This window comes from Nonomuraea sp. NPDC050022, assembly GCF_044460705.1.
Taxonomy (GTDB): domain Bacteria; phylum Actinomycetota; class Actinomycetes; order Streptosporangiales; family Streptosporangiaceae; genus Nonomuraea.
Window position 1 is genome coordinate 327,915 of record NZ_JBITKE010000002.1, and the last position, 20,161, is coordinate 348,075.

Sequence of the window (20,161 nt, forward strand, 5' to 3'; positions counted from 1 at the left end):
TTCGTGACATGCCCTTTCAGACAAGGGTACGGCTGTCGTGTACCTGTCCGTAACGGCAGGTCGGATATGGACAAGCGCTTGTTAGGGGTATACGACTGGGCCGGGAACCGCGTTCACCCGGTGTTCATCCAGGAGGCCCACCGTGACGGACGAGATGCGCACCTCCACCCGTGACCTGGAGGAACTGCACGATCGGCTGGGAATCTGGCTCAGCGGGCGAGTTGACCGGCCGGTGACGGTGTCCGAGCTGTCGAGGCCGATGGAGAACGGCATGTCCAGCGAAACGCTCTTCTTCACCGCGTCCTGGCCCGGAGAGCGCGTCCGGTGCGTGGCCAGGATGGCGCCCGCCCAGGAAGCGGTGCCCGTCTTCCCTTCCTACGATCTGCGGGCCCAGTTCGAGATCATGCGCTCGGCCAGGGAGAAAGCTGGAATTCCAGCACCCAGGGCCCTCTGGTTCGAGCCAGACCCCGACCCACTGGGCACTCCCTTTTTCATCATGGAACGGGAGGATGGCGACGTACCGCCCGACGTCCTGCCGTACACATTCGAAGGCTGGATGCTCGACGCGGCGCCGGACGATCGGCGCCGGCTGCAGGACGCGACAGTGGCGATCGTGGCCGCGCTGCACGACGCCCCGTTCACCGAGCGGGACCTGGCCGTACTCCCGGAGGGCGGGCTGCGCCGCCACGTGGACGGGCAGCGCGCCTATTACGAGTGGGCGCACGGCGGGACGCGGATCCCGCTGCTGGAGCGGGGCTTCGACTGGCTGGAGGCGCACTGGCCGCGCGACCCCGGGCCCGACGTGCTCTGCTGGGGCGACGCCCGCATCGGGAACGTGATGTATCGCGACTTCATGCCGGTGGCGGTGTTCGACTGGGAGATGGCCGCGGTGGGGCCGCGCGAGCTCGATCTGGCATGGATGATCTTCCTGCACCGTTTCTTCCAGGACATTACCGAGGCCATCGGCATGCCCGGAATTCCCGACTTCATGCGACGCGACGACGTTTGCGGGAAATATCGGGAGCTGACGGGTTATCAGGTGCGGGACATGGAGTTCTACGAGATGTACGCGGCGCTGCGGCACGGGGCCATCATGGCCAGGGTGTGGCAGCGCCGGATCCACTTCGGCGAGCAGCCCATGCCGGACGACCCCGACGACCTGGTGCTGCACCGGGCCACGATCGAGCGGATGCTCAAAGGCTGGCGTCGTACACCGTGAGCGCGATCTGCACCCGGTTGTTGAGGTTCAGCTTGGTGAGGATCCGCGAGACGTGCGCCTTGACCGTGGCCACGCTCATGTAGAGCTCGCGGCCGATGGCGGCGTTCGACTTCCCCTGGCCGACGGCCAGCGCCACGTCGCGCTCGCGCTCACTGAGCTTGGCCAGCAGGTCGCGGGCCCTGTCCGTACGCCGGCCCGTGCCGCCGCCGTCCTCGGAGACGTGCGTGATGAGCTGGCGGGTCACGGCGGGCGACAGGATCGGCTCGCCGGCCGCCACCTTCCGGATCGCCTCGACCAGCTCGCGCGGCGGGATGTCCTTCAGCAGGAACCCCGCCGCCCCCGCGCGCAGCGCCCGCACCACCTGGGCGTCGGCATGGAAGGTGGTCAGCACCACCACCTCGGGCGGCGACTCGGCGGCGCGCAGGGCCTCCGTCGCGGTGAGCCCGTCAACGTCGGGCATCCGGATGTCCATCAGCACCACGTCGGGCCGGTGCGCGGCGATCAGCGGCGGCACCTCCGAGCCGTCGCCCGCCTCGGCCACGATCTCGATGTCGCCCGTCCCGCCGAGGATCATCGACAGTCCGGCTCGCACCAGGGCGTCGTCGTCGACGATCAGCACGCGGATCGGCGCGGTCATGCGTCCTCCTGGGAAGTCTCCACCGGCCAAGGTAACCAGGCGCGCACCAGGAAGTCGCCTTCGCGGGTCGCGCCGTGTTCGAGTCGCCCGCCCGCGAGCTGGGCCCGCTCGGTCAGGCCGATGAGCCCGGCGCCGGCTCCGGGGATGCGCGTGCTCTGGCGTGCCCGAAGCGGGTTGCGGACCTCGGCCGTCAGGCCCGCCCCCGGACCGCCAGCGACGGTGACCGTCACGGGAGCGCCGCTCGCGTGCTTGCGCGCATTCGTGAGCGCCTCCTGGACGATGCGGTAGACGTTGCGGCCCAGCCCCTCCGGCGCGTCACCGGCGTCGAGCGCGAGGTCCACCTCCATGCCCGCCTCATGGCACTCCTCGATCAGCGGGGGCAGGTCGGCCAGCGTGGGCTGCGGGCGGTCGGGGACGGGGTCACCGGACGCGGGCGCCGAGTGGCGCAGCACGCCGATCACCTCGCGCAGGTCCTGCAGCGCGTGGTGGGCGCTGTTCCTGATCGCCCCGGCGGCCCTGGCGATCTCCTCGGCGGGCGCGTCCGGCCGGAACTCCAGCGCGCCCGCGTGCAGGCTGAGCATGGAGATGCGGTGCGCGAGCACGTCGTGCATCTCCCTGGCGATCCGCTCGCGTTCGAGCCGCTTGGCCTCCTCCGCCGCGCTGTCGGCGCGCTGCCTGAGCGACCAGACGAGCTGCCGCCTGGCCCGGACCACGATGCCCCAGGCGAACACGGTCAGCACGATGGTCGCCCCGAAGACGTTCTGCCCCAGCAGGCCCAGCTCCTTGTCGGGCCTGAGCATGGAGAACGGAATCAGCGTCAGGATGCCGAGCAGCACGATCGGCCCGGAGATCTTGAACGGCCGGTGCACCGCCACGGTGAACAGGGCGACGACCGCGGGCCCGCCCACCAGCGACAGATAGATCGACAGCACCGTGGTCACCAGCGCCAGCCCGACCGGCCACCTGCGGCGCAACCACACCGCCGCGCAGGCCAGCGCGCCGACCACCTGCTCGATCGCCACCACGGGCGTCGGCTGCCCCTCCAGGTCCGGCATGCTCAGCAGAGCCAGCCCGCAGGCGGCCAGGAACATCAGGACGTCGACGATCCAATCGCGGGTCGAGCGCCGCACCGGACGCCGCTCGACGCCGTCCCCCAGCAGGACCGAGGGCAGCAGCCACCGGTATTCCGTCACGTTCCACGAGGTTAGAGCCTGCCCGGGCCCAAGGACAGCGACCAAAGTCGATGGTCGCCGAGACCTACGGCCGACGCGGCGGGCATCGCGGGCGCGGAACGCTGGATGGCATGAAGGTGATATTGGACCTGTTGGGCTGGTTGCTGGTGGCGCAGGGCGTCGGCGGCGTGGTCAACGCCCTGCTGGGCTGGTGGCGGTGGGCCCACGACCTGCTGCTGGTCAACATCCTGCCGTTCCTCCACGGCCGCGAGATCTTCGCCGCCATCGTGATCGGCGTGCTCGGGCTGGTGCTGCTCTCGGCCTCGGCGTCGATGCGCAAGACGGAGAACCGGACGTGAGCGCCGCCGCGCGACCAGGCGAGCCGGACGTGAGCACGACGACGCTGCGTCCGCCGCGCAACCAGGCCGACAGGCGGGCGATCTCCTGGTGGACGGTCCAGGCGATGATCCTGGCCGTGCCGGTGGCCGCCGCCGCGGTGGCGGCCTACTGGCTGTTCACCGACCGGTCCGGCTGGCTGGGGATCGTGACGGCCGTCTTCGCGGCGGGCTGCCTGCTGCTGGCGGTGGCCGCGCCACGCGCGTACTACCGGGTGGAGCGCTGGGAGGTCACCGGCGAGGCCGTCTACACGCGCAAGGGCTGGCTGACCCACACCTGGCGGGTCGCGCCGATGTCGCGCATCCAGACCGTCGACACCGCGCGGGGGCCGGTGCAGCGATTGTTCGGGCTGGCGGACGTCACGGTGACCACGGGCTCGGCGGCGGGCGCGATCAAGATCGAGGCGCTGGACCACGAGCTGGCGGCCGAGCTGGCACGGCGGCTCACCGCGATCACCCAGGCGACGCCGGGAGACGCGACGTGAGCTGGCGGAAACTGTCCTCACGGAGCCTGGGCGCGTCGGCGGTGCTGTCGCTGGCGATCGTGGTGCCCGCGGTGACCGTCCTGGTGCGCGCGCTGATCGGGCTCGACTGGTCACTGGGCGCCACGGTCGCGGCGGGCGCGGGCGCGGCGGCGCTGATCGTGGCCGGGGTCCTGGTGTACGACGGGGCGCGGCTCCGCTCGACCCGGTGGCGGCTCACCACAGAACGCTTGGAACTGCGCTCGGGCATCGCCGTACGGCAGCACCGCTCCATCCCGCGCGACCGCGTGCGCAGTGTCGACCTCACGGCGGATCCGGTACGGCGGGTGTTCGGGCTGACCGTCGTCAAGGTCGGCACCGGAGAGCACCCGGGCGAGGGGACCGAGCTCACCCTTGACCCGCTGTCCAGGTGGGAGGCCGAGGAGCTGCGCCGTACCCTGCTGCGGACCGGCGAGGTCCCGCTCGGGGACGACCGCGCGGTGGCGGAGCTGCGGTGGGCCTGGATCAGGTACGCGCCGCTGTCGGTGTGGTCGTTCGCGGGCGGCGCGCTGGTGCTGGGAGCCCTGTACAAGCTGCTCGACGCGTTCGGCGTGAACCTGTTCACCACCGGGACGGCGACGGGCGCCTGGGACTGGGTCACGGGGCAGCCGTGGCTGGCGGTGCCGCTGCTCGTGGCGGCCAACGTGGTGGTCGGGGTGGCGGGCGCGCTGCTGCTGTTCGCCGAGTCGTGGGGGCGCTACCGGCTGGAGCGCGAGCCGGGGCGGCTGCGGCTGCGGCGCGGGCTGTTGACCAGCCGGTCGCTGACGCTGGAGGAGCGGCGACTGCGCGGCGTGGAGATCAGCGAACCGCTGCTGCTGCGGCTGGGCGGCGGAGCGCGGGTCAAGGCCGTCGCCACCGGGCTGCGCAAGGCGGCCGAGAACGAGACGGAAGACGTGGCCGCGCTCACCCCGCCACTCCCCCGCGCACTGGCCGAACAGATCGCCGAACGCGTCGCGGGCCCGTGGCGGGCCGGGCTGGTGGCGCATCCTGCGGCGGCCAGACGCAGGCGCCTCGTCCGCGCGGTCGTCACCGTCGTGGTGCTGGCCGCGTTGGCCGCTGTACCGTCACTTCTCTGGGCGTGGCAGGGCGGCTGGATCTGGCCCGTGGCCGTGCTGGTCATCGGGCTCCCGACCGGCCTGTGGCTGGCCGCCGACGCCTACCGGGGGCTCGGCCACGCGCTCGGCCCGCACCACCTGATCACCAGGAAGGGCTCGGCCGCACGGCGTACGGTCGCGCTCGACCGGAGCGGCATCGTCGGCTGGACGGTCGAGCAGTCGTTCTTCCAGCGCCGCGCCGGTCTGCTCACGCTCTCGGCGACGACGGCTGCGGGAGACGGGCACTACGACGTCGTCGACGTCGGCACGGGCGAGGGGCTCGACCTGGCGGCACGCGCCGTACCCGGCCTGCTGGAGCCCTTCCTCGCCGGCAAAAGCAGCGAGCCGCGGATCTCCCCCGGCTTGCCCATGCCCCTGTATTGGACAAGCTAGATCACGCGGCTCATTTGCTTTGCGGGGCCCACGCTATTTGCCGCACTTGCAACGCACTTGCAGAGCTGTAACCGTCGCCGTCAAGCTCCGGCCGGGTGGACGATCCGCGACGGGACGCGGCGGGAGGATTCGCGGCGGCTCGAAGGGCGGGCTCACCTGCCGAGCCCGCGCCACGCGACCCGCCTGCGGGCGGCCGCGTGCCTCTGCGGGGAGCTGAGCGGCCCCCAGAGGTCCGGCGCGACGCCGGTCATGCCTGTGACCGTGAGCGAGCTCGCGATGCGCGACAGTGGCCGCTGGACGGCCTGAAGCACCCTGCCAGGCCGACGGCGGTCAGCTGCCGATCGGCTTCTTGGCCAGTTCGGCCAGGTACGCCTTGGCCAGGGACAGCGCCCCGTCGCGCGCTTCCTTGTCGGGCATCAGCTTGACCTTGGGCGAGTTGACGGGCTCGTCCTTGGGCCGCTCGGCACCCGAGTAGTCCACCACGATCACCGTCGCCCCCTGCCGCAGCAGCACCGTGCCCGTGGAGGCGAACGTCTCGCCGTGCATGATCCGCACGTACTGGCTGAAGGCCGCCTCTCCCAGGCCCTTGACCTCGGACAGCCCGCTCCACGAGATGCCGCCGATGGTGGAGCCCGCGTTGGTGCCGCGGCTGCCGCGCTGCCCCGTGTAGTAGGCGCGCGCGGCCGGCGCGTCCTCGACGCCGGCGCGGTTGGTGAAGCGGTGCGTGGTGATCAGCGCGCTGCGGATCCGCTTGACGTCGGCGCCCACGGGGATGTCCAGGTTCAGCCACCGGCACTCGGTCTGCGCGTCGTTGCCCACCTCGGTGCCACGGGCGCGCGGCGTGGGAGTGGGGACCAGCCGGCTGACCGGGTCTTTCATGGCCTGGCAGGCGGCCGGGAAGATGGCGAGGTTGGTGGGCGAGGGCGTCCCCTCGGGCTTGGGCGTGCTGGTGACGGCGGCCTTGTCCGGCTGGGCCAGCACGTTGGGGTGCTGCGCCTTCCAGGCCGCCACGCCCTTGGCGATGTGCCCGAGTACGGTGCTGGCCTCGCGGATCCCGTTGGCCTCGGTGACCGACTGGGTGGTCGCGTTGCTGAGGATCTGCGCGTCCTTGCGCTGCTGGTCGGCTTGGTACTTGACCCTGATCGTCATGTCGTCGACGCGGGCGTGGGCCTCGCCGAAGGAGTACCACAGCAGCTTGCCGGAACGGCGCCAGGTGTATTGGGCGAACGCGGCGTCACCGATGCCGGGCACGTCCTTGACCGGGGAGACGTACTCCTTCTCTCCCTTCTTCGGCGTGGGCTTGGCCGTCTCGGCGTACTTGCCGCCGCCGTAGTCGATGTCGTAGGAGTTCTGGGCCATGGTCCGGCCGGTCTTGGCTCCGTCGCCGCGGTGCTGCTCGACACGGACGTCGATCTCCCGGCTGCGCCAGTATTCGCCGAACGAGATGCGGCGGTTGACCCAGTTGCAGGTGAAGCTGAGCGTGTAGTCGGAGTCGTTGGAGCCCTTGGCCACCGTCGCCTGGGGCACGAGGCGTTCGGTCTCGCTCTCGGGCAGCATCGAGCACACGTCGAACGCCGGCGCCGCCGCCGAGACGGGCGACTTGACCGGCTTGGCGCCGGTCGAGGGTGTAGAGCGGGCGACCTTTCCGTACACGATGTACGCGCCCGCGCCGCCCCCGATCAGCACGACCACGGCGACGGCCACCACGGGCAGGATCCACGACCGCCTGCGCGGCGGAGGCGGGGGCGGGGGCGGCCCCCAGGGCGATCCGGGCGGTCCGGGTGGTCCGGGTGGCATGGTCGGCTGCTCGAACTGCCTGCCCTGGATCGGATAGGGGTTGGTCGGCGGCTCGAACGCGCTACCGGGATTCACGAGGGACTCCTGAGGTTGCCCTGACTTGCGGGGAAACATGCTAGTCACACCACTTGCAAGATGCTTGCGAAGGGCTTCAGTTGCGCAGCGCCGCGGAGACCACGCGGGCGGACTCGATCGCCGTCTTCCTGTCGGCCGGAGAGCTCGGCGGAACGTCCTCGCGGCGCAGGATGACCTCGCCCACGAGGTTACTCGTACGGAAGAGCAGCGTGCTGTCCGATCGGCCGGACTTGGTGCTGTTCATGTAGAGCTCGTAGGCGTCCTGGACGAACGCCGCCTCGCCCACGCCCGGCACATCGGCCAGGGGGCCGACGGTCTTGCGGAAGACCGTGCCCTTCGCCGCCGCGCGGCTACCGCGCTCGCTGTCGAACCGCAGCCGGGCCACGGCGGGGCCGCTGTAGTCGCCGTCGGGCTGCTCGGCCCTGGTCCGCACGGTGATCGAGCGGACGACCCGGGAGCCGTCGCGCACCTGCCACACGCACTCGCCCGCCCTGGTGCGCTGCCGCTGCACCGGCATCTTCCCGGGGCCGTTCAGCAACTGCCCGGCCTGTGCGTCACCGATCAGCCCGCACGGGTCGGGCGCCGCCGCGTAGCTGCCCGTCTCCTTCGGCCCGTTCAGTACGCTCACGCCGTACCAGCCGCCCACCCCCACCACGGCGACGGCGGCCAGCACGGCGGGCACGAGCCACCATCGGCGCCGACGAGCACCGGAAGCGGACACGAAGCGAGCGCCGGAAGCGGGCACGCCGCTCAACCGCTCGCCGATCTGCTCGGCCGAGGGCCGGGTCGCGGGGTCCTTGGCCAGCATGGCCATCAGCAGCCCGCCGAGCTCACGCCCCGCCCTGGCCGGGAACGGCGGGTCGTGCAGCAGCACCGCGGCGGCCACCGCGGCCGGCAGGGCGCGCTCGAACGGCGGCCGGCCCTCAACCGCGGTGTAGAGGCTCGCGCCGAGCGACCACAGGTCGGAGGCGGGGCCGGCGGCATGCTCGTTCAGCCGCTCGGGGGCCATGTAGCCGGGCGAGCCCGCGGTGCCCCGCCGATCGCCCCGGCCGCCCATCGGGGTCGCGATGCCGAAGTCGGTGAGCATGGCCGAGCCGTCGGCGTCGAGCATGATGTTGCCCGGCTTGACGTCCTGATGCAGGATGCCGTGCGCGTGCGCCACCCGCAGCGCCGACAGCACCTGTGCCCCGATGCGGGCCACGGCCTGCGGCGGCAGCGGGCCGCGCGCCACGATGACCTTGTCCAGCGAGCGCCCGGCGACCAGGTCCATGACGATCCACGGCTGGTCACCGTCGAGCACCACGTCGTGGACGAGCACGATGGCGGGATCGCGCAGCCGCCCCGCGGACCTGGCCTCATGGATCGCCCGATCGGCGAACTCGGCCCGCTGGCGCGGCGTCAGCCCGGCCGGCACCCGCACCTGCTTGACCGCGACCTGCCGGTCGAGCGTCTGGTCGAGCGCCCGCCACACGGTGCCCGCGCCGCCTTCGCCGAGCCGCTCCACCAGGCGGTAACGGCCGGCCAGGAGGTAGAAGTCAGCCTGCACTGCGCAACGCCCGCTCGCTGGCCCGCGCGGCCTTCAGCGCCGACTGCCTGATGTCCTCGTCGGTGGGCTTGGTGGCGAGCGTGGTGTACTCGACGCTCACCACCAGGTTGGCCAGCCGGTAGTAGACGTGGGCGGAGTGCACCCGCCCCGACGGCCCGGTGAGCTCGAAGGCGAAGCCCTCCTCCCCGAGGCCGGTGAGGGCGTGGACCGGAGTGCGCTTGGCCTTGAGTGAGTTCTTCACCCCGATCTCCGGCCAGGTCCAGTCGACCTGGTCGTACTTGGCCCAGTAGCGCTGCTGGTTGCCCAGCAGCGTGTGTGCCGTCACCGGAGTCATCGACCAGGGGTCGGCGGTGTCGGAGTCCTTCTGGAGCTGCAGCCCCACGCCGCTGCCCTGGACCGGCCAGCCGCACTTGGGGCCGACCTCGTCGGAGCCGGGCTGTGGCTTGGGCGGCTGCCGGGTGTTCAGCAGTTCGCCGATCTCGGCCTGGGCGAGGAGCGAGCACACGTTCATGGGGACGCTGAAGGCTTCCGGCACCTTGTCCTGATTTTTCGCCACAAAGTAGGTGACGCCGACGGCGATCAGCAGCACCGCCACGGCGGCGGCGATCCAGACGATCGCCTTACCGCGGCGCTTCACCCGGCCGGGCGCGGTGAGATCGTGCTGCGTCGCGAGCCGGACCGTCCGCCCGGCCGCGACCTCCCCGAGCGCGTGAACGGCGGCCCGCGCGTCAAGGCGGGCGGCGGGATGGCGTGCCATCATGGCGGCGAGGACCGGCCCGATCGGGCCGGGCACGACCGGCGGCGGCAGCGTCAGCGTCGCCCTGATCCGCTCGGCCGGCGAGCCGCCGTAGGCCGGCCCGCCCGCGGCGGCCGTGAAAAGCGTGGCGCCGAGCGACCAGATGTCGCTGGCCGAGCCGCCCGGCTCACCCTCCAGCCGCTCGGGCGCGATGAAGCCGGGCGAGCCGATCATCAGCCCCTGCTCCGTCAGCGTCGCCTGCCCCTCCTGCCGGGCGATGCCGAAGTCGGTGAGCACAACCCGGCCGCCGTCGGTGAGGAAGACATTGCCCGGTTTGACGTCGCGATGCTGCAACCCCTGCGCGTGCGCGGTGGACAGCGCGTCCAGGACGCGTGCCCCGATGTCGGCTACCTGCTCCTGCGGCATCGCCCCGCGCTCCCGGACCGCTTCCGCGAGAGTACGGCCCCGCAGCAGCTCCATGACCAGCCACGGCCGCTCGTGCTCGACGATGACGTCGTGCAGCGCCACGATGCCCGGATGCCGCAGCCGCGCGGTCGCCTGGGCCTCGCGTACGGCCCGGGTCACGAGGTCGCCGCGCTCCTTGGCGGACAGGCCCTCGGGCAGCGTGACCTCCTTGACCGCCACCTCGCGGTCAAGCATCTCGTCCCTGGCCAGCCACACCCTGCCCATGCCGCCGCTACCGAGCGGCCGCAGCAGTGAGTAGCGGCTGGCGAGTCTTCCCCCGGACATAAACGGAAGGGTAACTAAGGATCAAGCCAGACAGTTATTCGTTCGAAACTGATAACTGTCGGTCTACCTCTCTATGGTCTTGGTTCGTGGATCCGGTTCAAGGCACTCTCGACGAGCTCGGCACTCCGCTGAGCGACGTCACGTTCGTCGTGTTCGACCTCGAGACGACCGGGGGTTCCCCGGCCGATCACATGATCACCGAGATCGGCGCGGTCAAGGTGCGGGCGGGCGAGGTGCTCGGGGAGTTCTCCACGCTGGTCGATCCCGGCGGGCCGATCCCGCCGTTCATCTCCGTGCTGACCGGCATCACCGACGCCATGGTGGTGGCCGCACCGCGCATCGAGTCGGTGCTGCCGGCCTTCCTCGAGTTCATCCGCGGCACGACCCTGGTCGCCCACAACGCGAGCTTCGACACCCGTTTCGTCAAGGCGGCCTGCGCGGCCCACGGCTATCCCCCACCGGCCAATCCGGTCGTCGACACCGTCGACCTGGCCCGCCGGGTGCTGACTCGTGACGAGACGCCCAACGCCAAGCTCGCCACGCTGGCCAGGTTCTTCCGCAGCCCGACCGACCCCTGCCACCGCGCTCTGGAGGACGCCAAGGCCACCGTCCACGTGCTTCACGGGCTGATCGAGCGGGCCGGCTCCTTCCAGGTCCACACGCTCGAAGAGCTCAAGTCCTTCGTCCGCGCCCCCACTCCCGAACAGCAGCGCAAGCGCCACCTGGCCGAGTCGGTGCCCCACTCCCCCGGCGTCTACCTCTTCGAGGACGAACGCGGCGAGGTCCTCTACATCGGCAAGAGCACCAACCTGCGCAACCGCGTCCGCTCCTACTTCACCGCCAGCGAGACCCGCCCGCGCATCCGCGAGATGATCGGCATCGCCGAACGGGTCCGCCACATCGTCTGCACCACCGCCCTCGAAGCCGAAGTACGCGAGCTGCGCCTGATCGGCGGCGCCAAACCCCGCTACAACCGCAGGTCGCGCTTCCCGGAGAAGGTCGTCTGGCTCAAGCTGACCGACGAGCCGTTCCCCCGGCTGTCGATCGTGCGCGAGCTCAAGGACGACGGCGCCGCCTACCTCGGCCCCTTCTCCAGCAGCCGCTCGGCCGACGACGCCCGCATCGCCCTGCACGAGGCGGTGCCGCTGCGCCAGTGCACCCAGCCGATCAGCCTGCGCACCCACCGAGCGGCCTGCGTCCTCTACGAGATGGGCCGCTGCGGGGCGCCGTGCGAGGGCAGGGAGAGCCAGACCGACTACGCGCTGCACGCCCAGGCCGCCCGCCGGGCCATGACCCTCGACGCCTCGTCCGTCTTCTCCGCGGTGTCGGCCCGCATGGAGCGCCTCTCGGTCGAGCAGCGCTACGAGGAGGCCTCCGTCGACCGTGACCGCCTCGCGGCCTTCGTCCGCGCCGCGGCCCGCATGCAGCGCCTCACGGCCATCACCCGCATCCCCCAGCTGGTCGCCGCCAGCCCGGCCTTCGACGGCGGCTGGGACATCCACGTCATCCGCTACGGCCGGCTCAGCGCGGCCGGCGTCATGCCACGCGGCGCCCACCCCGTCCCCTACGTCGAGTCCCTCGTGGCCATGGCCGAGAGCGTCATCCCCGGCCCCGGGCCCGTCCACGCGGCCAGCGCCGAGGAGACCGAGTGCATCCTGCGGTGGCTGGAGTCACCGGGGATCCGCCTGGTGGAAGTCGACGGCGAGTGGAGCCTGCCCGCCCACGGCGCCGCCCGCCACAAGGCCCGCATCGACCTCGCCTACCGCGGCCTCGATCAGGGCCGCTAGAGTTGGCCCATGGTCACGGCTATCGTCCACATCAACGCCGAGGTAGACCGGATCCCGGAGGTCGCTCAGACGATCGCCGAGATCGAGGGGGTCAGCGAGGTCTACTCCATCACCGGCGAATACGACCTGCTGGCGATGGTCCGGGTGGCCGCCTACGAGCAGATCGCCGAGGTGATCCCGGGGCGCCTCAACAAGGTGGCCGGCGTGCTCCACACCGAGACCCACATCGCCTTCCGCACCTACTCCAAGCACGATCTCGACGCGGCGTTCTCGATCGGCTTCGGCGAAAGCGACTAGCTCCACGTAGGGATTAGCCGCGTTACGACCGGCACGGGCTGAGCGCCGCCCATAGCGCGGGAAATCAGGCTTTTTTACGGCCGGCACGGTGAGCCCCCATGCGCGTGCGGGGCTGGGCCCTGTCCAGGGATACGGTCCTGAGGTGTGCGGGGTTGGGCGCCGTGACGAGACGGTGAGACCGTGGCTTCTGACGACCCCTCACCGCACCGGCCCTGACGGCAAACGAACGGGCCCGGACGGATGATCCGTCCGGGCCCGAACCGAAGAGAAACTACCGTGTCACGGAGTGGTCGTCGCCGGCTCCGATCGCCGCGTGCTCCTCCTCATGCTCATGCTCATGCCCATGCCCGTCGTCGAGAGGGATCTTCTCCCCTCCGTACGCCTTGGACATCAGGGCGCGCAGCTTGCCGATCGGGCCGCGCATCCCCTTCGGCGGGATCCCCGCGCTGTCGGGGGCGGCCGGCAGCATCAGCACCGGCTCCTTGCCCTGGACGTGCGCGGCGATGTCGTCGTCCGCCGGCGTGTGCAGCTCGATGTACTCGCCGTGCGGCAACCGCTTGATCACACCGGACTCGACGCCGTGCGAGACGACACCCGCGTCGTAGCGCTGCAGGCCGAGGCAGATGCGATAAGTGATCAGGTACGCCAGCGCGGGCAGTACGAAGATCAGCACCCGCCCCACGTACGTGGTCACGTTCAGGCTGATGTGGAAGTTGGCCGAGATCTCGTCGTTGGCGCCGAGCAGCCAGAGCACACCGTAGAACACGATGGCCGTCATGCCGATCGACGTGCGGTGCGGGTTGTTGCGCGGGCGGTCGGCGATGTGGTGCTCGCGATTGTCGCCCGTGACCCAGCGTTCCAGGAACGGATAGAGCGCCAGGCCCGTCATGATGATGCCCATGGGCACCAGCGCCGGGATGATGACGCTGAGCGGCAGTGTCCCGGCATGGGACGTGCCGAACAGGTTGATCTCCCACGGCACCATGATGCGCAGCGCGCCTTCGAGGAAGCCCATGTAGAAGTCGGGCTGCGAACCGGCCGAAATGTCGGCGGGCGTGTAGGGCCCGAACAGCCAGATCGGGTTGATCTGGGCGAACGTCGCCAACCCCGCCACCACCGCGAACGTGAACAGGAAGTACGCGCCCGCCTTGGCCATGAAGGCCGGGTAGAAGGGCGCTCCCACCACGTTGTGGTTGTTACGGTTCTTGCCGGGCATCTGGGTGTGCTTCTGCGTCCACATGAGCACCATGTGGGCGGAGACGAGCGCCAGGATGATGCCCGGGATGAGCAGGATGTGCAGTGAGTAGAACCGGGAGATGACATCCTCACCCGGATATTCCCCGCCGAATAGGAAGAACGTGACGTACGTGCCGACCAGCGGCAGCGAGATCGCCACACCCTCGGTGATCCGCAGACCGGCGCCCGACAGCAGGTCGTCAGGCAGGGAGTAGCCGGTCAGGCCCTCGGCGAGCGCCAGCGTCAGCAGCCCGACGCCGATCAGCCAGTTGAGCTCGCGCGGCTTGCGGTAGGCGCCGGTGAAGAACACCCGCAGCGCGTGCACCATCATGCCGGCCACGAACATCAGGGCCGCCCAGTGGTGCATCTGCCGCATGAGCAGACCACCCCGGACGTCGAAGCTGAGCTCCAGCGACGACGCGTAGGCCTGGGACATCTCGACGCCCTTGAGCGGGGCGTACGACCCGTCGTAGGCGATCTCCGCCATGCTCGGCTTGAACCAGAACGTCAGGAACGTACCGGTCAGCAGCAGGATGACGAAGGAGTAGAGCGCGATCTCGCCCAGCAGGAACGACCAGTGGTCGGGGAAGACCTTGCGAAAGTTGCGCTTGAGGAAGTTGCCCGCGCCGAGGCGCTCGTCGAGGAAGTTCGACGGGCCGGCGATGGCCTTGGGTACGGTGGTCAGCTCGCTCATGCCTGGCCTCCCTTGGACCTGGCCTCGGCTTCGGCGTCGCCGCGCTCCCAGTAGCTGGGACCGGGCGGCACGTTGAAGTCCCCCTTGGCGACGAGGAAACCCTCACCGTCGACCGTGATCGGCAGCTGCGGCAGCGGCCGGGCGGCCGGGCCGAAGATGACCTTCGCTCCGTCGGCGGCGTCGAAGGTCGACTGGTGGCAGGGGCAGAGGATGTGGTGGGTGGTCTGCTCGTAGAGGGCCGCGGGGCAGCCCACGTGCGTGCAGATCTTGGAGTAGGCGACGATGCCGTCGTGCGTCCAGTTCTGGTTGGTCCCGGACTTGATCTCTTCGGGCCGGAACTTGATCAGGATCAGCGTCGCCTTGGCCAGGGCGTTCAGGTCGTGCTGGTAGCCATCGGGCACCACCGACAGGATGCCGCCCGGCGAGTTGAAGTCGGCCGCGCGGATCGGCTGGCCGGTGCCCTCGACGACGAGCCTGCGCGGCTTGCCGTCCTTGGTCTTCTCACCCCAGACCGTGTGCCGCAGCAGCTTGTTGAAGGAGGCGCCGGGCATCTTGGAGTTGTCGAGGTCGCGCAGCAGCACCACCGGGAGCAGGCCCAGCGGCGCGGCCGCGAGCAGCAGCGTGCGGCGCAGCAGCTTCCGCTTGACGAACCCGCTCTCGTTGGCGCCCTGTACGAAGGTCTCGGCGACGACATCCCGGGTCTCCTCGGCGGAGACCATGGGGTGGCGCTCCTGGACCAGGGAGTATTTCGGCATGATCATGCGGACCCAGATCACGATGCCGACGGCCAACCCCAGCAGCGCGATCGTCAGCGTGCTGCCGAGCGCCAGGTTGGACACGCCGGTGCTCTCCGGGCTACCGACCTGGAAGTAGACGTACGAGATGATGAACGCGATGGCCGCGACGAACGTGATCGTGAAGCAGAGCGCCACGATCTTCTCGGCCTTGCGCGCCTTCTGCTCGTCCTGCAGCGTGACGCCCGGGATCTCTACCTCGACGTCCTCGCGTTCGGGGGCGCCGAGCATCGAGGTGCCCGGTGCGGGGGTGCCGATGACGCGCCGTGGGACGCGTTCGTCCGGCTGCTCGATCTCGTGCTCGTTGTCTGTCATGACTTCTGTCGCTTCTTCGCGGTGATCCAGATGGCGGCGAGGGCGAGGGCGCTGAGGCCCGCTATCCAAGCTACGAGACCTTCGGTGACCGGGCCAATACGCCCGAGGCCAAAACCTCCCGGGTCCTGCTGCTCGCGAACACTGGTGATGTAGGCGATCATGCTGCGCTTCTCTTCAGGCGTGATCGTCGAGTCGTTGAAGACCGGCATCGCCTGCGGCCCGGTGATCATGGCCTCGTAGATCTGCGTGGGAGACGCCTGGTTCAGGTTGGGGGCGTATTTACCCTGCGTCAGCGCGCCGCCCGCGCCGGCCCAGTTGTGGCACTGGATGCAGTTTGCGCGGAACAGCTCACCGCCCTTGCCCGCGTCGCCGAGCTTGGCGTCGACCTGCTCCTTGCCGGGCACCTGCGGACCGCCGCCGAGCGACTGCACGTAGGCGCCGAGCTTGCGGATCGAGTCCGGGTTGACCCAGCTGTGCTCCGGCTTGCGCGGCGCCTGGGCGCCGGAGTCGGCCGCGGGCATGCGGCCGGTGCTCACCTGGAAGTCGACGGCCGCGGCCCCGACGCCGATGAGCGTGGGAGCCTTCCCGCTGATGCCCTGCGCGTTGAGCCCGTGGCAGCTGGAGCAGTGCAGCTCGAACAGGGCCTTGCCCTCGGCCACGTCGTCGACCCTGCCTGACGCGAGGGCCGCGTCAGCAGGCTTACCCACCTGTACAAAGGCGGTGTATGCCATCCCGACCAGCGCCAACGCGAAAATCAGGACGGCGTATCTCGCGAGGGGATGCCGCCGCCAAGCGGTGATCCTAGTCACAGAGATCCCGTTCCTTAACGAATAATGTAGATGGTCGCGAAAAGACCGATCCAGACGACGTCGACGAAGTGCCAGTAGTAGGACACGACGATGGCGCTGGTGGCCTGCTCATGCGTGAAGCGCTTCGCGGCGTACGTCCGTCCCAGCATGAAGAGGAACGCGATCAGGCCACCCGTGACGTGCAAGCCGTGGAAGCCAGTCGTCAGGTAGAACACCGAGGTGAAGGCGTTCGCGGAAAGGGTCGCGCCCTCCTTCGCCAGCTCGCCGTACTCGTACAGCTGACCGGCGACGAAGACCGCGCCCATCAGGAAGCTCACGAGATACCAGAAGCGGAGCTTGCCGACCTGCCCCTTCTCCGCGGCCCATACGCCCAGCTGGCACGTCACACTCGACAGGACCAGGATGATCGTGTTGACCGTCGCGAACGGGATGTTCAGGTGAGCGCCTTCGGCTTCCACGCCCTTCTGCAGGAGCGCGGGGCCCCACTCGAGGCCGTTGCCCTCGCTCACCGACCGGATGGTGAAGTACATCGCGAACAGCGCCGCGAAGAACATGAGCTCAGAGGACAGCCAGACGATCGTACCGACGCTGACCAGATTGGGTCTGCGGTACGGCTGTGCTGTCGTCGTCGAAGTTATTGCGGATGCTGTCGCCACGGGCAGCATTATTGCGGCTTCTGTGGGCGGTCCCGCGCACGACCCCCCCGTAAGCAGGAACAAACATGCCCGTAACCTCAAAAAATGAGGACAAAACGCCCGCCAGAGACGGCGGCCTGGGATTGCGGGCCGGGGCACCGGTACGATCCCAGGTGACCATACAGCTACGACCGATAGTGAGCGCGACCGTGAGCACCGACGACACGATGAGGGTCCTCGTCTACAGCGACGACGCCGCCACCCGTGAAGAGGTTCGGCTGGCGATCGGCCGGCGACCCGCCGCCGATGTCCCCCTCGTGGAGATCGTGGAGTGCGCCACCGAGCCCAAGGTTCACCAGTGGCTGGGCTCCGGCGAGATCGACGTGGCCATCCTCGACGGCGAGACCCAGCCCGCCGGCGGCATGGGCGTCTCGCGCCAGGCCAAGGACGAGGTCTACGACTGCCCGCCCGTCTGCCTGATCATCGCCCGGCGCGACGACCGCTGGCTGGCCGACTGGTCCAAGGCCGACGCCGTGGTCCCGCAGCCGCTGGAGCCCATGGTCCTGGCCGACACCGTCGCCGACCTGATGCGCCGCCGCGCCTCGACCCGACTCAACGCAAAGTAGGTGCCTGCCGTGGATGCCCGGACGACCTGGCCCGCCCTGCTCTCGGCTCTCCTGTCGGGTGAGCATCTGACCGCCGATGAGACCTCCTGGGCGATGCGGGAGATCATGTCCGGCTCCGCGACGTCGGCCCAGATCGCCGGGTTCGCGGTCGCGCTGCGGGCCAAGGGCGAGACGGTGGCCGAGGTGGTGGGCCTGGCCCGCACCATGCTGGAGCTGGCCACCCCGCTCGACGTCGAGGGCCCGGTCGTCGACGTCGTCGGCACCGGCGGCGACCGCGCTCACACGGTCAACGTCTCGACAATGGCCGCCATCGTGGCCGCTGGCGCGGGCGCCCGCGTGGTCAAGCACGGCAACCGCGCCGCCTCCTCCTCGTGCGGCGCCGCCGACGTGCTGGAGCACCTGGGCATCCGCCTTGACCTGACGCCCGAGCAGACGGCCCTCGTCGCCCGCGAGGCGGGCATCGCCTTCTGCTTCGCCCCGGTCTACCACCCCGCGCTGCGCTTCGCCGGGCCGCCGCGCAAGGAGATCGGCGTCCCGACCGTCTTCAACTTCCTCGGCCCGCTCACCAACCCGGCCCGCCCCGCGGCCCAGGCCATCGGCGTCTTCGACAAGAACATGCTGCCGGTCCTCGCGGGCGTCTTCGCCGAGCGCGGCGTCTCCGCCCTGGTCTTCCGCGGCGACGACGGCCTCGACGAGCTCACGATCGCCACGACCTCCACGGTCTGGATCGTCAAGGAGGGCGTCGCCACCCAGACCGTCTTCGACCCCTCCGTCCTCGGCATCCCCCGGGCCGACGCGGGCGCCCTCAAGGGCGGCGACGTCGACTTCAACGCCCAGGCGGTCCACGACCTCCTGCGGGGCAAGACGGGCCCGGTGCGTGACGCCGTGCTGCTCAACGCGGCGGCGGCCCTGGTGGCGCTGGACGGCCCCGGCGACGACCTCGACGCGGCGATGATCGACGGCTACGCGCGCGCCGTCCAGGCCGTCGACTCCGGCCGCGCCGCCGCCACGCTGGACCGCTGGATAGAGACCAGCCGCTCCCTCCGCCCGGCCTGACCCCTTCCAGACCGGTACCGACCGCCGAACCCTCAAGAGGGCCGCAACGAGGGCTACAGGGACGTACAGAGGGTCTCAGCGGGAGAGCCCTCCACGAGTGGAGCTCTCAGCGAAAGAGCCTTCAGAGCGATAAAGCTCTCAGCGGTGGAGGAGCGTTCAGCGGTAAAGGAGCGTTCGGCGGTTATGGAGCGTTCAGCGGTAAAGGAGCGTTCAGCGGTTAAGGAGCATGGTGGGGGCGGCCTTCAGCGAGCTCCACTTGAGCCACTCCCGCCAGCTCTCCTGCCAGTGCCCCCACCCGTTGGTCGGCTCCAGCACCCGGGGCGAGCCCGTGATGATGATCGGGTCCCCGATCAGCGTGTTCTTGATGAACCAGGCCGCGTTCTCCGGGCTGACGTTCACGCACCCGTGGCTCACGTTCGCGTAGCCCTGCGAGCCGACCGACCACGGCGCGCTGTGGACGTACTCGCCGCTGTTGGAGATGCGCACGGTGTTGTAGACGGTCATCTGGTAGTAGCCCGCCGAGCCGGGCCCGATGCCGGGCGAGGTCATGACGGTCACCGGCTCCCTGGACATGGCCAGATGGATGCCGGAGGTCGTGTAGTACTTCCAGTCCCCGCCCTGGCCGGCGCTCATCGGCATGGTACGGATCGTCTTGCCGTCGCGGCGAACCGTCAGCACGTGGACGTCGGTGCTGCCCTTGGTGATCTGCGAACGGCCGATCTTGAAGTCGAAGGCGAAGTCGCGCTTGCCGTACACGCCTTCGGCCCCGCGCACCCCGGCCAGGTGGGCCTCCATGCGGACGTTGGTGTGGGCCGGCCAGTAGTGCAGCGGCCGGAAGTCCACGTGCCGGTCGTCGAACCAGTGCCAGGCGCCCTCGACCGGCTTCGAGCTGTGGATGACGAGATTGCGCTCGACCGCCACCCGGTCGGTGATCGGCTGGTCGAAGGTGATCATGACCGGCATGCCGACGCCGACCGTCAGGCCGGTGTCGTAGCGGTTCGGCGTCACCGTCTCGATGTCGAAGGTCTTGGTCGCCTTGACCGTCGAGAACGTGCTGGTGCTCTCGATCGGCTTGCCGTCGGCGCCGGCGGCGAGCGTGGTGATCGTGTACGTGGTGCCCGGCCTGGCGGTACGGGTGCTGCGCCAGGCGGTACCGTCGGCGCTGAGCACGCCCGGCAGTTCGCCCGCCTTGCCGCCGCCCTGGATCCGGACGCTCTTGAGGGTGCCGGACTGCGCGGTGACCACCACGGTCTGGTCCGTCGGGACATTTCCGGCTTTGTTGAGTGGATTCACGACCACGGTGGCCGCCACAGGCGGCTTCGCGACTCCGTCACCGACCGCGGCGGTCTGACCGGCCGCGGCCCCGGCGGCCGGACCCCCGGTGGCGGCACCGGTCGCCCCGGCGCTTCCGGAAGGGTCGGTCTGGGTCCCAGAACACGATGTCAGCAGGGCCAGGGCCAGCAGCCCGGCGGATCCATGAGCCAAGCGCCCCACGTGCACTCCCCCGTCCGAGATCGATCCATTCCCCTCACTTGTTACCCTGAGTGATTGATTCGTCACATCCGCGCACCGGTAAA

Annotated in this window: 18 protein-coding genes; 8 read left to right on the plus strand and 10 right to left on the minus strand. The window is 70.1% G+C overall.

Annotated elements, in window-relative coordinates:
- The first annotated feature begins 142 nt into the window (after nt 1-142).
- The gene (locus tag ACIBO2_RS08015) at nt 143-1,219 is read left to right on the plus strand and encodes a phosphotransferase family protein (RefSeq protein WP_358538581.1); all 1,077 of its coding nucleotides are present in this window, start codon (nt 143-145) and stop codon (nt 1,217-1,219) included.
- Here ACIBO2_RS08015 and ACIBO2_RS08020 read toward each other — a convergent pair.
- Together ACIBO2_RS08020 and ACIBO2_RS08025 are read right to left on the minus strand one after the other, a co-directional pair.
- Nucleotides 1,194-1,856 (minus strand): response regulator transcription factor, encoded by a 663-nt coding sequence (locus tag ACIBO2_RS08020; RefSeq protein ID WP_358538584.1) that lies wholly within the window; start codon nt 1,854-1,856, stop codon nt 1,194-1,196. The genes ACIBO2_RS08015 and ACIBO2_RS08020 overlap by 26 nt on opposite strands.
- Nucleotides 1,853-3,049 (minus strand): sensor histidine kinase, encoded by a 1,197-nt coding sequence (locus tag ACIBO2_RS08025; RefSeq protein ID WP_397295950.1) that lies wholly within the window; start codon nt 3,047-3,049, stop codon nt 1,853-1,855. Before ACIBO2_RS08025 ends, ACIBO2_RS08020 begins: the two co-directional genes overlap by 4 nt.
- 110 nt (nt 3,050-3,159) lie before the next feature.
- Between ACIBO2_RS08025 and ACIBO2_RS08030 the strand changes: the two genes are divergently transcribed.
- From ACIBO2_RS08030 to ACIBO2_RS08040, 3 genes are read left to right on the plus strand one after another with little or no spacing between them, the layout of a single operon-like run.
- The gene (locus tag ACIBO2_RS08030) at nt 3,160-3,387 is read left to right on the plus strand and encodes a hypothetical protein (protein ID WP_397295952.1); all 228 of its coding nucleotides are present in this window, start codon (nt 3,160-3,162) and stop codon (nt 3,385-3,387) included.
- The gene (locus ACIBO2_RS08035) at nt 3,384-3,908 is read left to right on the plus strand and encodes a PH domain-containing protein (protein WP_397295954.1); all 525 of its coding nucleotides are present in this window, start codon (nt 3,384-3,386) and stop codon (nt 3,906-3,908) included. Before ACIBO2_RS08030 ends, ACIBO2_RS08035 begins: the two co-directional genes overlap by 4 nt.
- A complete protein-coding gene (locus tag ACIBO2_RS08040; RefSeq protein WP_358538594.1) occupies nt 3,905-5,431 on the plus strand; it encodes a PH domain-containing protein in 1,527 nt (508 codons plus the stop codon). Before ACIBO2_RS08035 ends, ACIBO2_RS08040 begins: the two co-directional genes overlap by 4 nt.
- 330 nt (nt 5,432-5,761) lie before the next feature.
- Here ACIBO2_RS08040 and ACIBO2_RS08045 read toward each other — a convergent pair whose 3' ends face one another.
- The 3 genes from ACIBO2_RS08045 to ACIBO2_RS08055 all read right to left on the minus strand — a co-directional run bounded on the left by ACIBO2_RS08045 (nt 5,762) and on the right by ACIBO2_RS08055 (nt 10,335).
- The gene (locus ACIBO2_RS08045; protein ID WP_358538597.1) at nt 5,762-7,303 is read right to left on the minus strand and encodes a hypothetical protein; all 1,542 of its coding nucleotides are present in this window, start codon (nt 7,301-7,303) and stop codon (nt 5,762-5,764) included.
- A 76-nt stretch (nt 7,304-7,379) separates the two neighbouring features.
- Nucleotides 7,380-8,849 carry a serine/threonine-protein kinase gene (locus ACIBO2_RS08050; RefSeq protein WP_358538599.1) on the minus strand — a complete coding sequence of 490 codons (1,470 nt, stop codon included), beginning with the start codon at nt 8,847-8,849 and terminating at the stop codon, nt 7,380-7,382.
- The gene (locus tag ACIBO2_RS08055) at nt 8,839-10,335 is read right to left on the minus strand and encodes a serine/threonine-protein kinase (protein WP_358538602.1); all 1,497 of its coding nucleotides are present in this window, start codon (nt 10,333-10,335) and stop codon (nt 8,839-8,841) included. The genes ACIBO2_RS08050 and ACIBO2_RS08055 overlap by 11 nt, the downstream gene beginning before the upstream one ends.
- A gap of 86 nt (nt 10,336-10,421) precedes the next feature.
- Between ACIBO2_RS08055 and ACIBO2_RS08060 the strand changes: the two genes are divergently transcribed.
- Nucleotides 10,422-12,122, plus strand: coding sequence for a DEDD exonuclease domain-containing protein (locus ACIBO2_RS08060; RefSeq protein ID WP_358538604.1), 1,701 nt, complete (start codon nt 10,422-10,424; stop codon nt 12,120-12,122).
- A 9-nt stretch (nt 12,123-12,131) separates the two neighbouring features.
- Nucleotides 12,132-12,419: an Lrp/AsnC family transcriptional regulator gene (locus ACIBO2_RS08065; RefSeq protein ID WP_225298448.1), complete on the plus strand. Its 288-nt coding sequence runs from the start codon at nt 12,132-12,134 to the stop codon at nt 12,417-12,419.
- Nucleotides 12,420-12,690: 271 nt separating this feature from the next.
- On the opposite strand, the gene ACIBO2_RS08070 is transcribed toward ACIBO2_RS08065, so the two are convergent.
- From ACIBO2_RS08070 to ACIBO2_RS08085, 4 genes are read right to left on the minus strand one after another with little or no spacing between them, the layout of a single operon-like run.
- The gene (locus ACIBO2_RS08070; protein ID WP_397295957.1) at nt 12,691-14,349 is read right to left on the minus strand and encodes a cytochrome bc complex cytochrome b subunit; all 1,659 of its coding nucleotides are present in this window, start codon (nt 14,347-14,349) and stop codon (nt 12,691-12,693) included.
- A complete protein-coding gene (locus ACIBO2_RS08075; RefSeq protein WP_397295959.1) occupies nt 14,346-15,458 on the minus strand; it encodes a Rieske 2Fe-2S domain-containing protein in 1,113 nt (370 codons plus the stop codon). Before ACIBO2_RS08075 ends, ACIBO2_RS08070 begins: the two co-directional genes overlap by 4 nt.
- Nucleotides 15,455-16,267, minus strand: a complete 813-nt coding sequence (locus ACIBO2_RS08080; RefSeq protein ID WP_358538612.1) for a c-type cytochrome — start codon at nt 16,265-16,267, stop codon at nt 15,455-15,457. The genes ACIBO2_RS08075 and ACIBO2_RS08080 overlap by 4 nt, the downstream gene beginning before the upstream one ends.
- A 14-nt stretch (nt 16,268-16,281) precedes the next feature.
- Nucleotides 16,282-16,932, minus strand: coding sequence for a heme-copper oxidase subunit III (locus tag ACIBO2_RS08085; RefSeq protein ID WP_225298440.1), 651 nt, complete (start codon nt 16,930-16,932; stop codon nt 16,282-16,284).
- Between the two features lie 197 nt (nt 16,933-17,129).
- On the opposite strand from ACIBO2_RS08085, the gene ACIBO2_RS08090 reads away from it, so the two are divergent.
- Nucleotides 17,130-17,528, plus strand: a complete 399-nt coding sequence (locus ACIBO2_RS08090) for a hypothetical protein (RefSeq protein ID WP_357641975.1) — start codon at nt 17,130-17,132, stop codon at nt 17,526-17,528.
- Nucleotides 17,529-17,537: 9 nt separating this feature from the next.
- On the plus strand, nt 17,538-18,584 hold the full coding sequence (gene trpD, locus ACIBO2_RS08095) for an anthranilate phosphoribosyltransferase (protein WP_358538615.1): 1,047 nt from the start codon (nt 17,538-17,540) through the stop codon (nt 18,582-18,584).
- A gap of 210 nt (nt 18,585-18,794) precedes the next feature.
- Here the strand turns inward: trpD and ACIBO2_RS08100 are convergent, their stop codons facing one another.
- Nucleotides 18,795-20,078, minus strand: coding sequence for an Ig-like domain-containing protein (locus ACIBO2_RS08100; RefSeq protein WP_358538619.1), 1,284 nt, complete (start codon nt 20,076-20,078; stop codon nt 18,795-18,797).
- Nucleotides 20,079-20,161 lie beyond the last annotated feature (83 nt).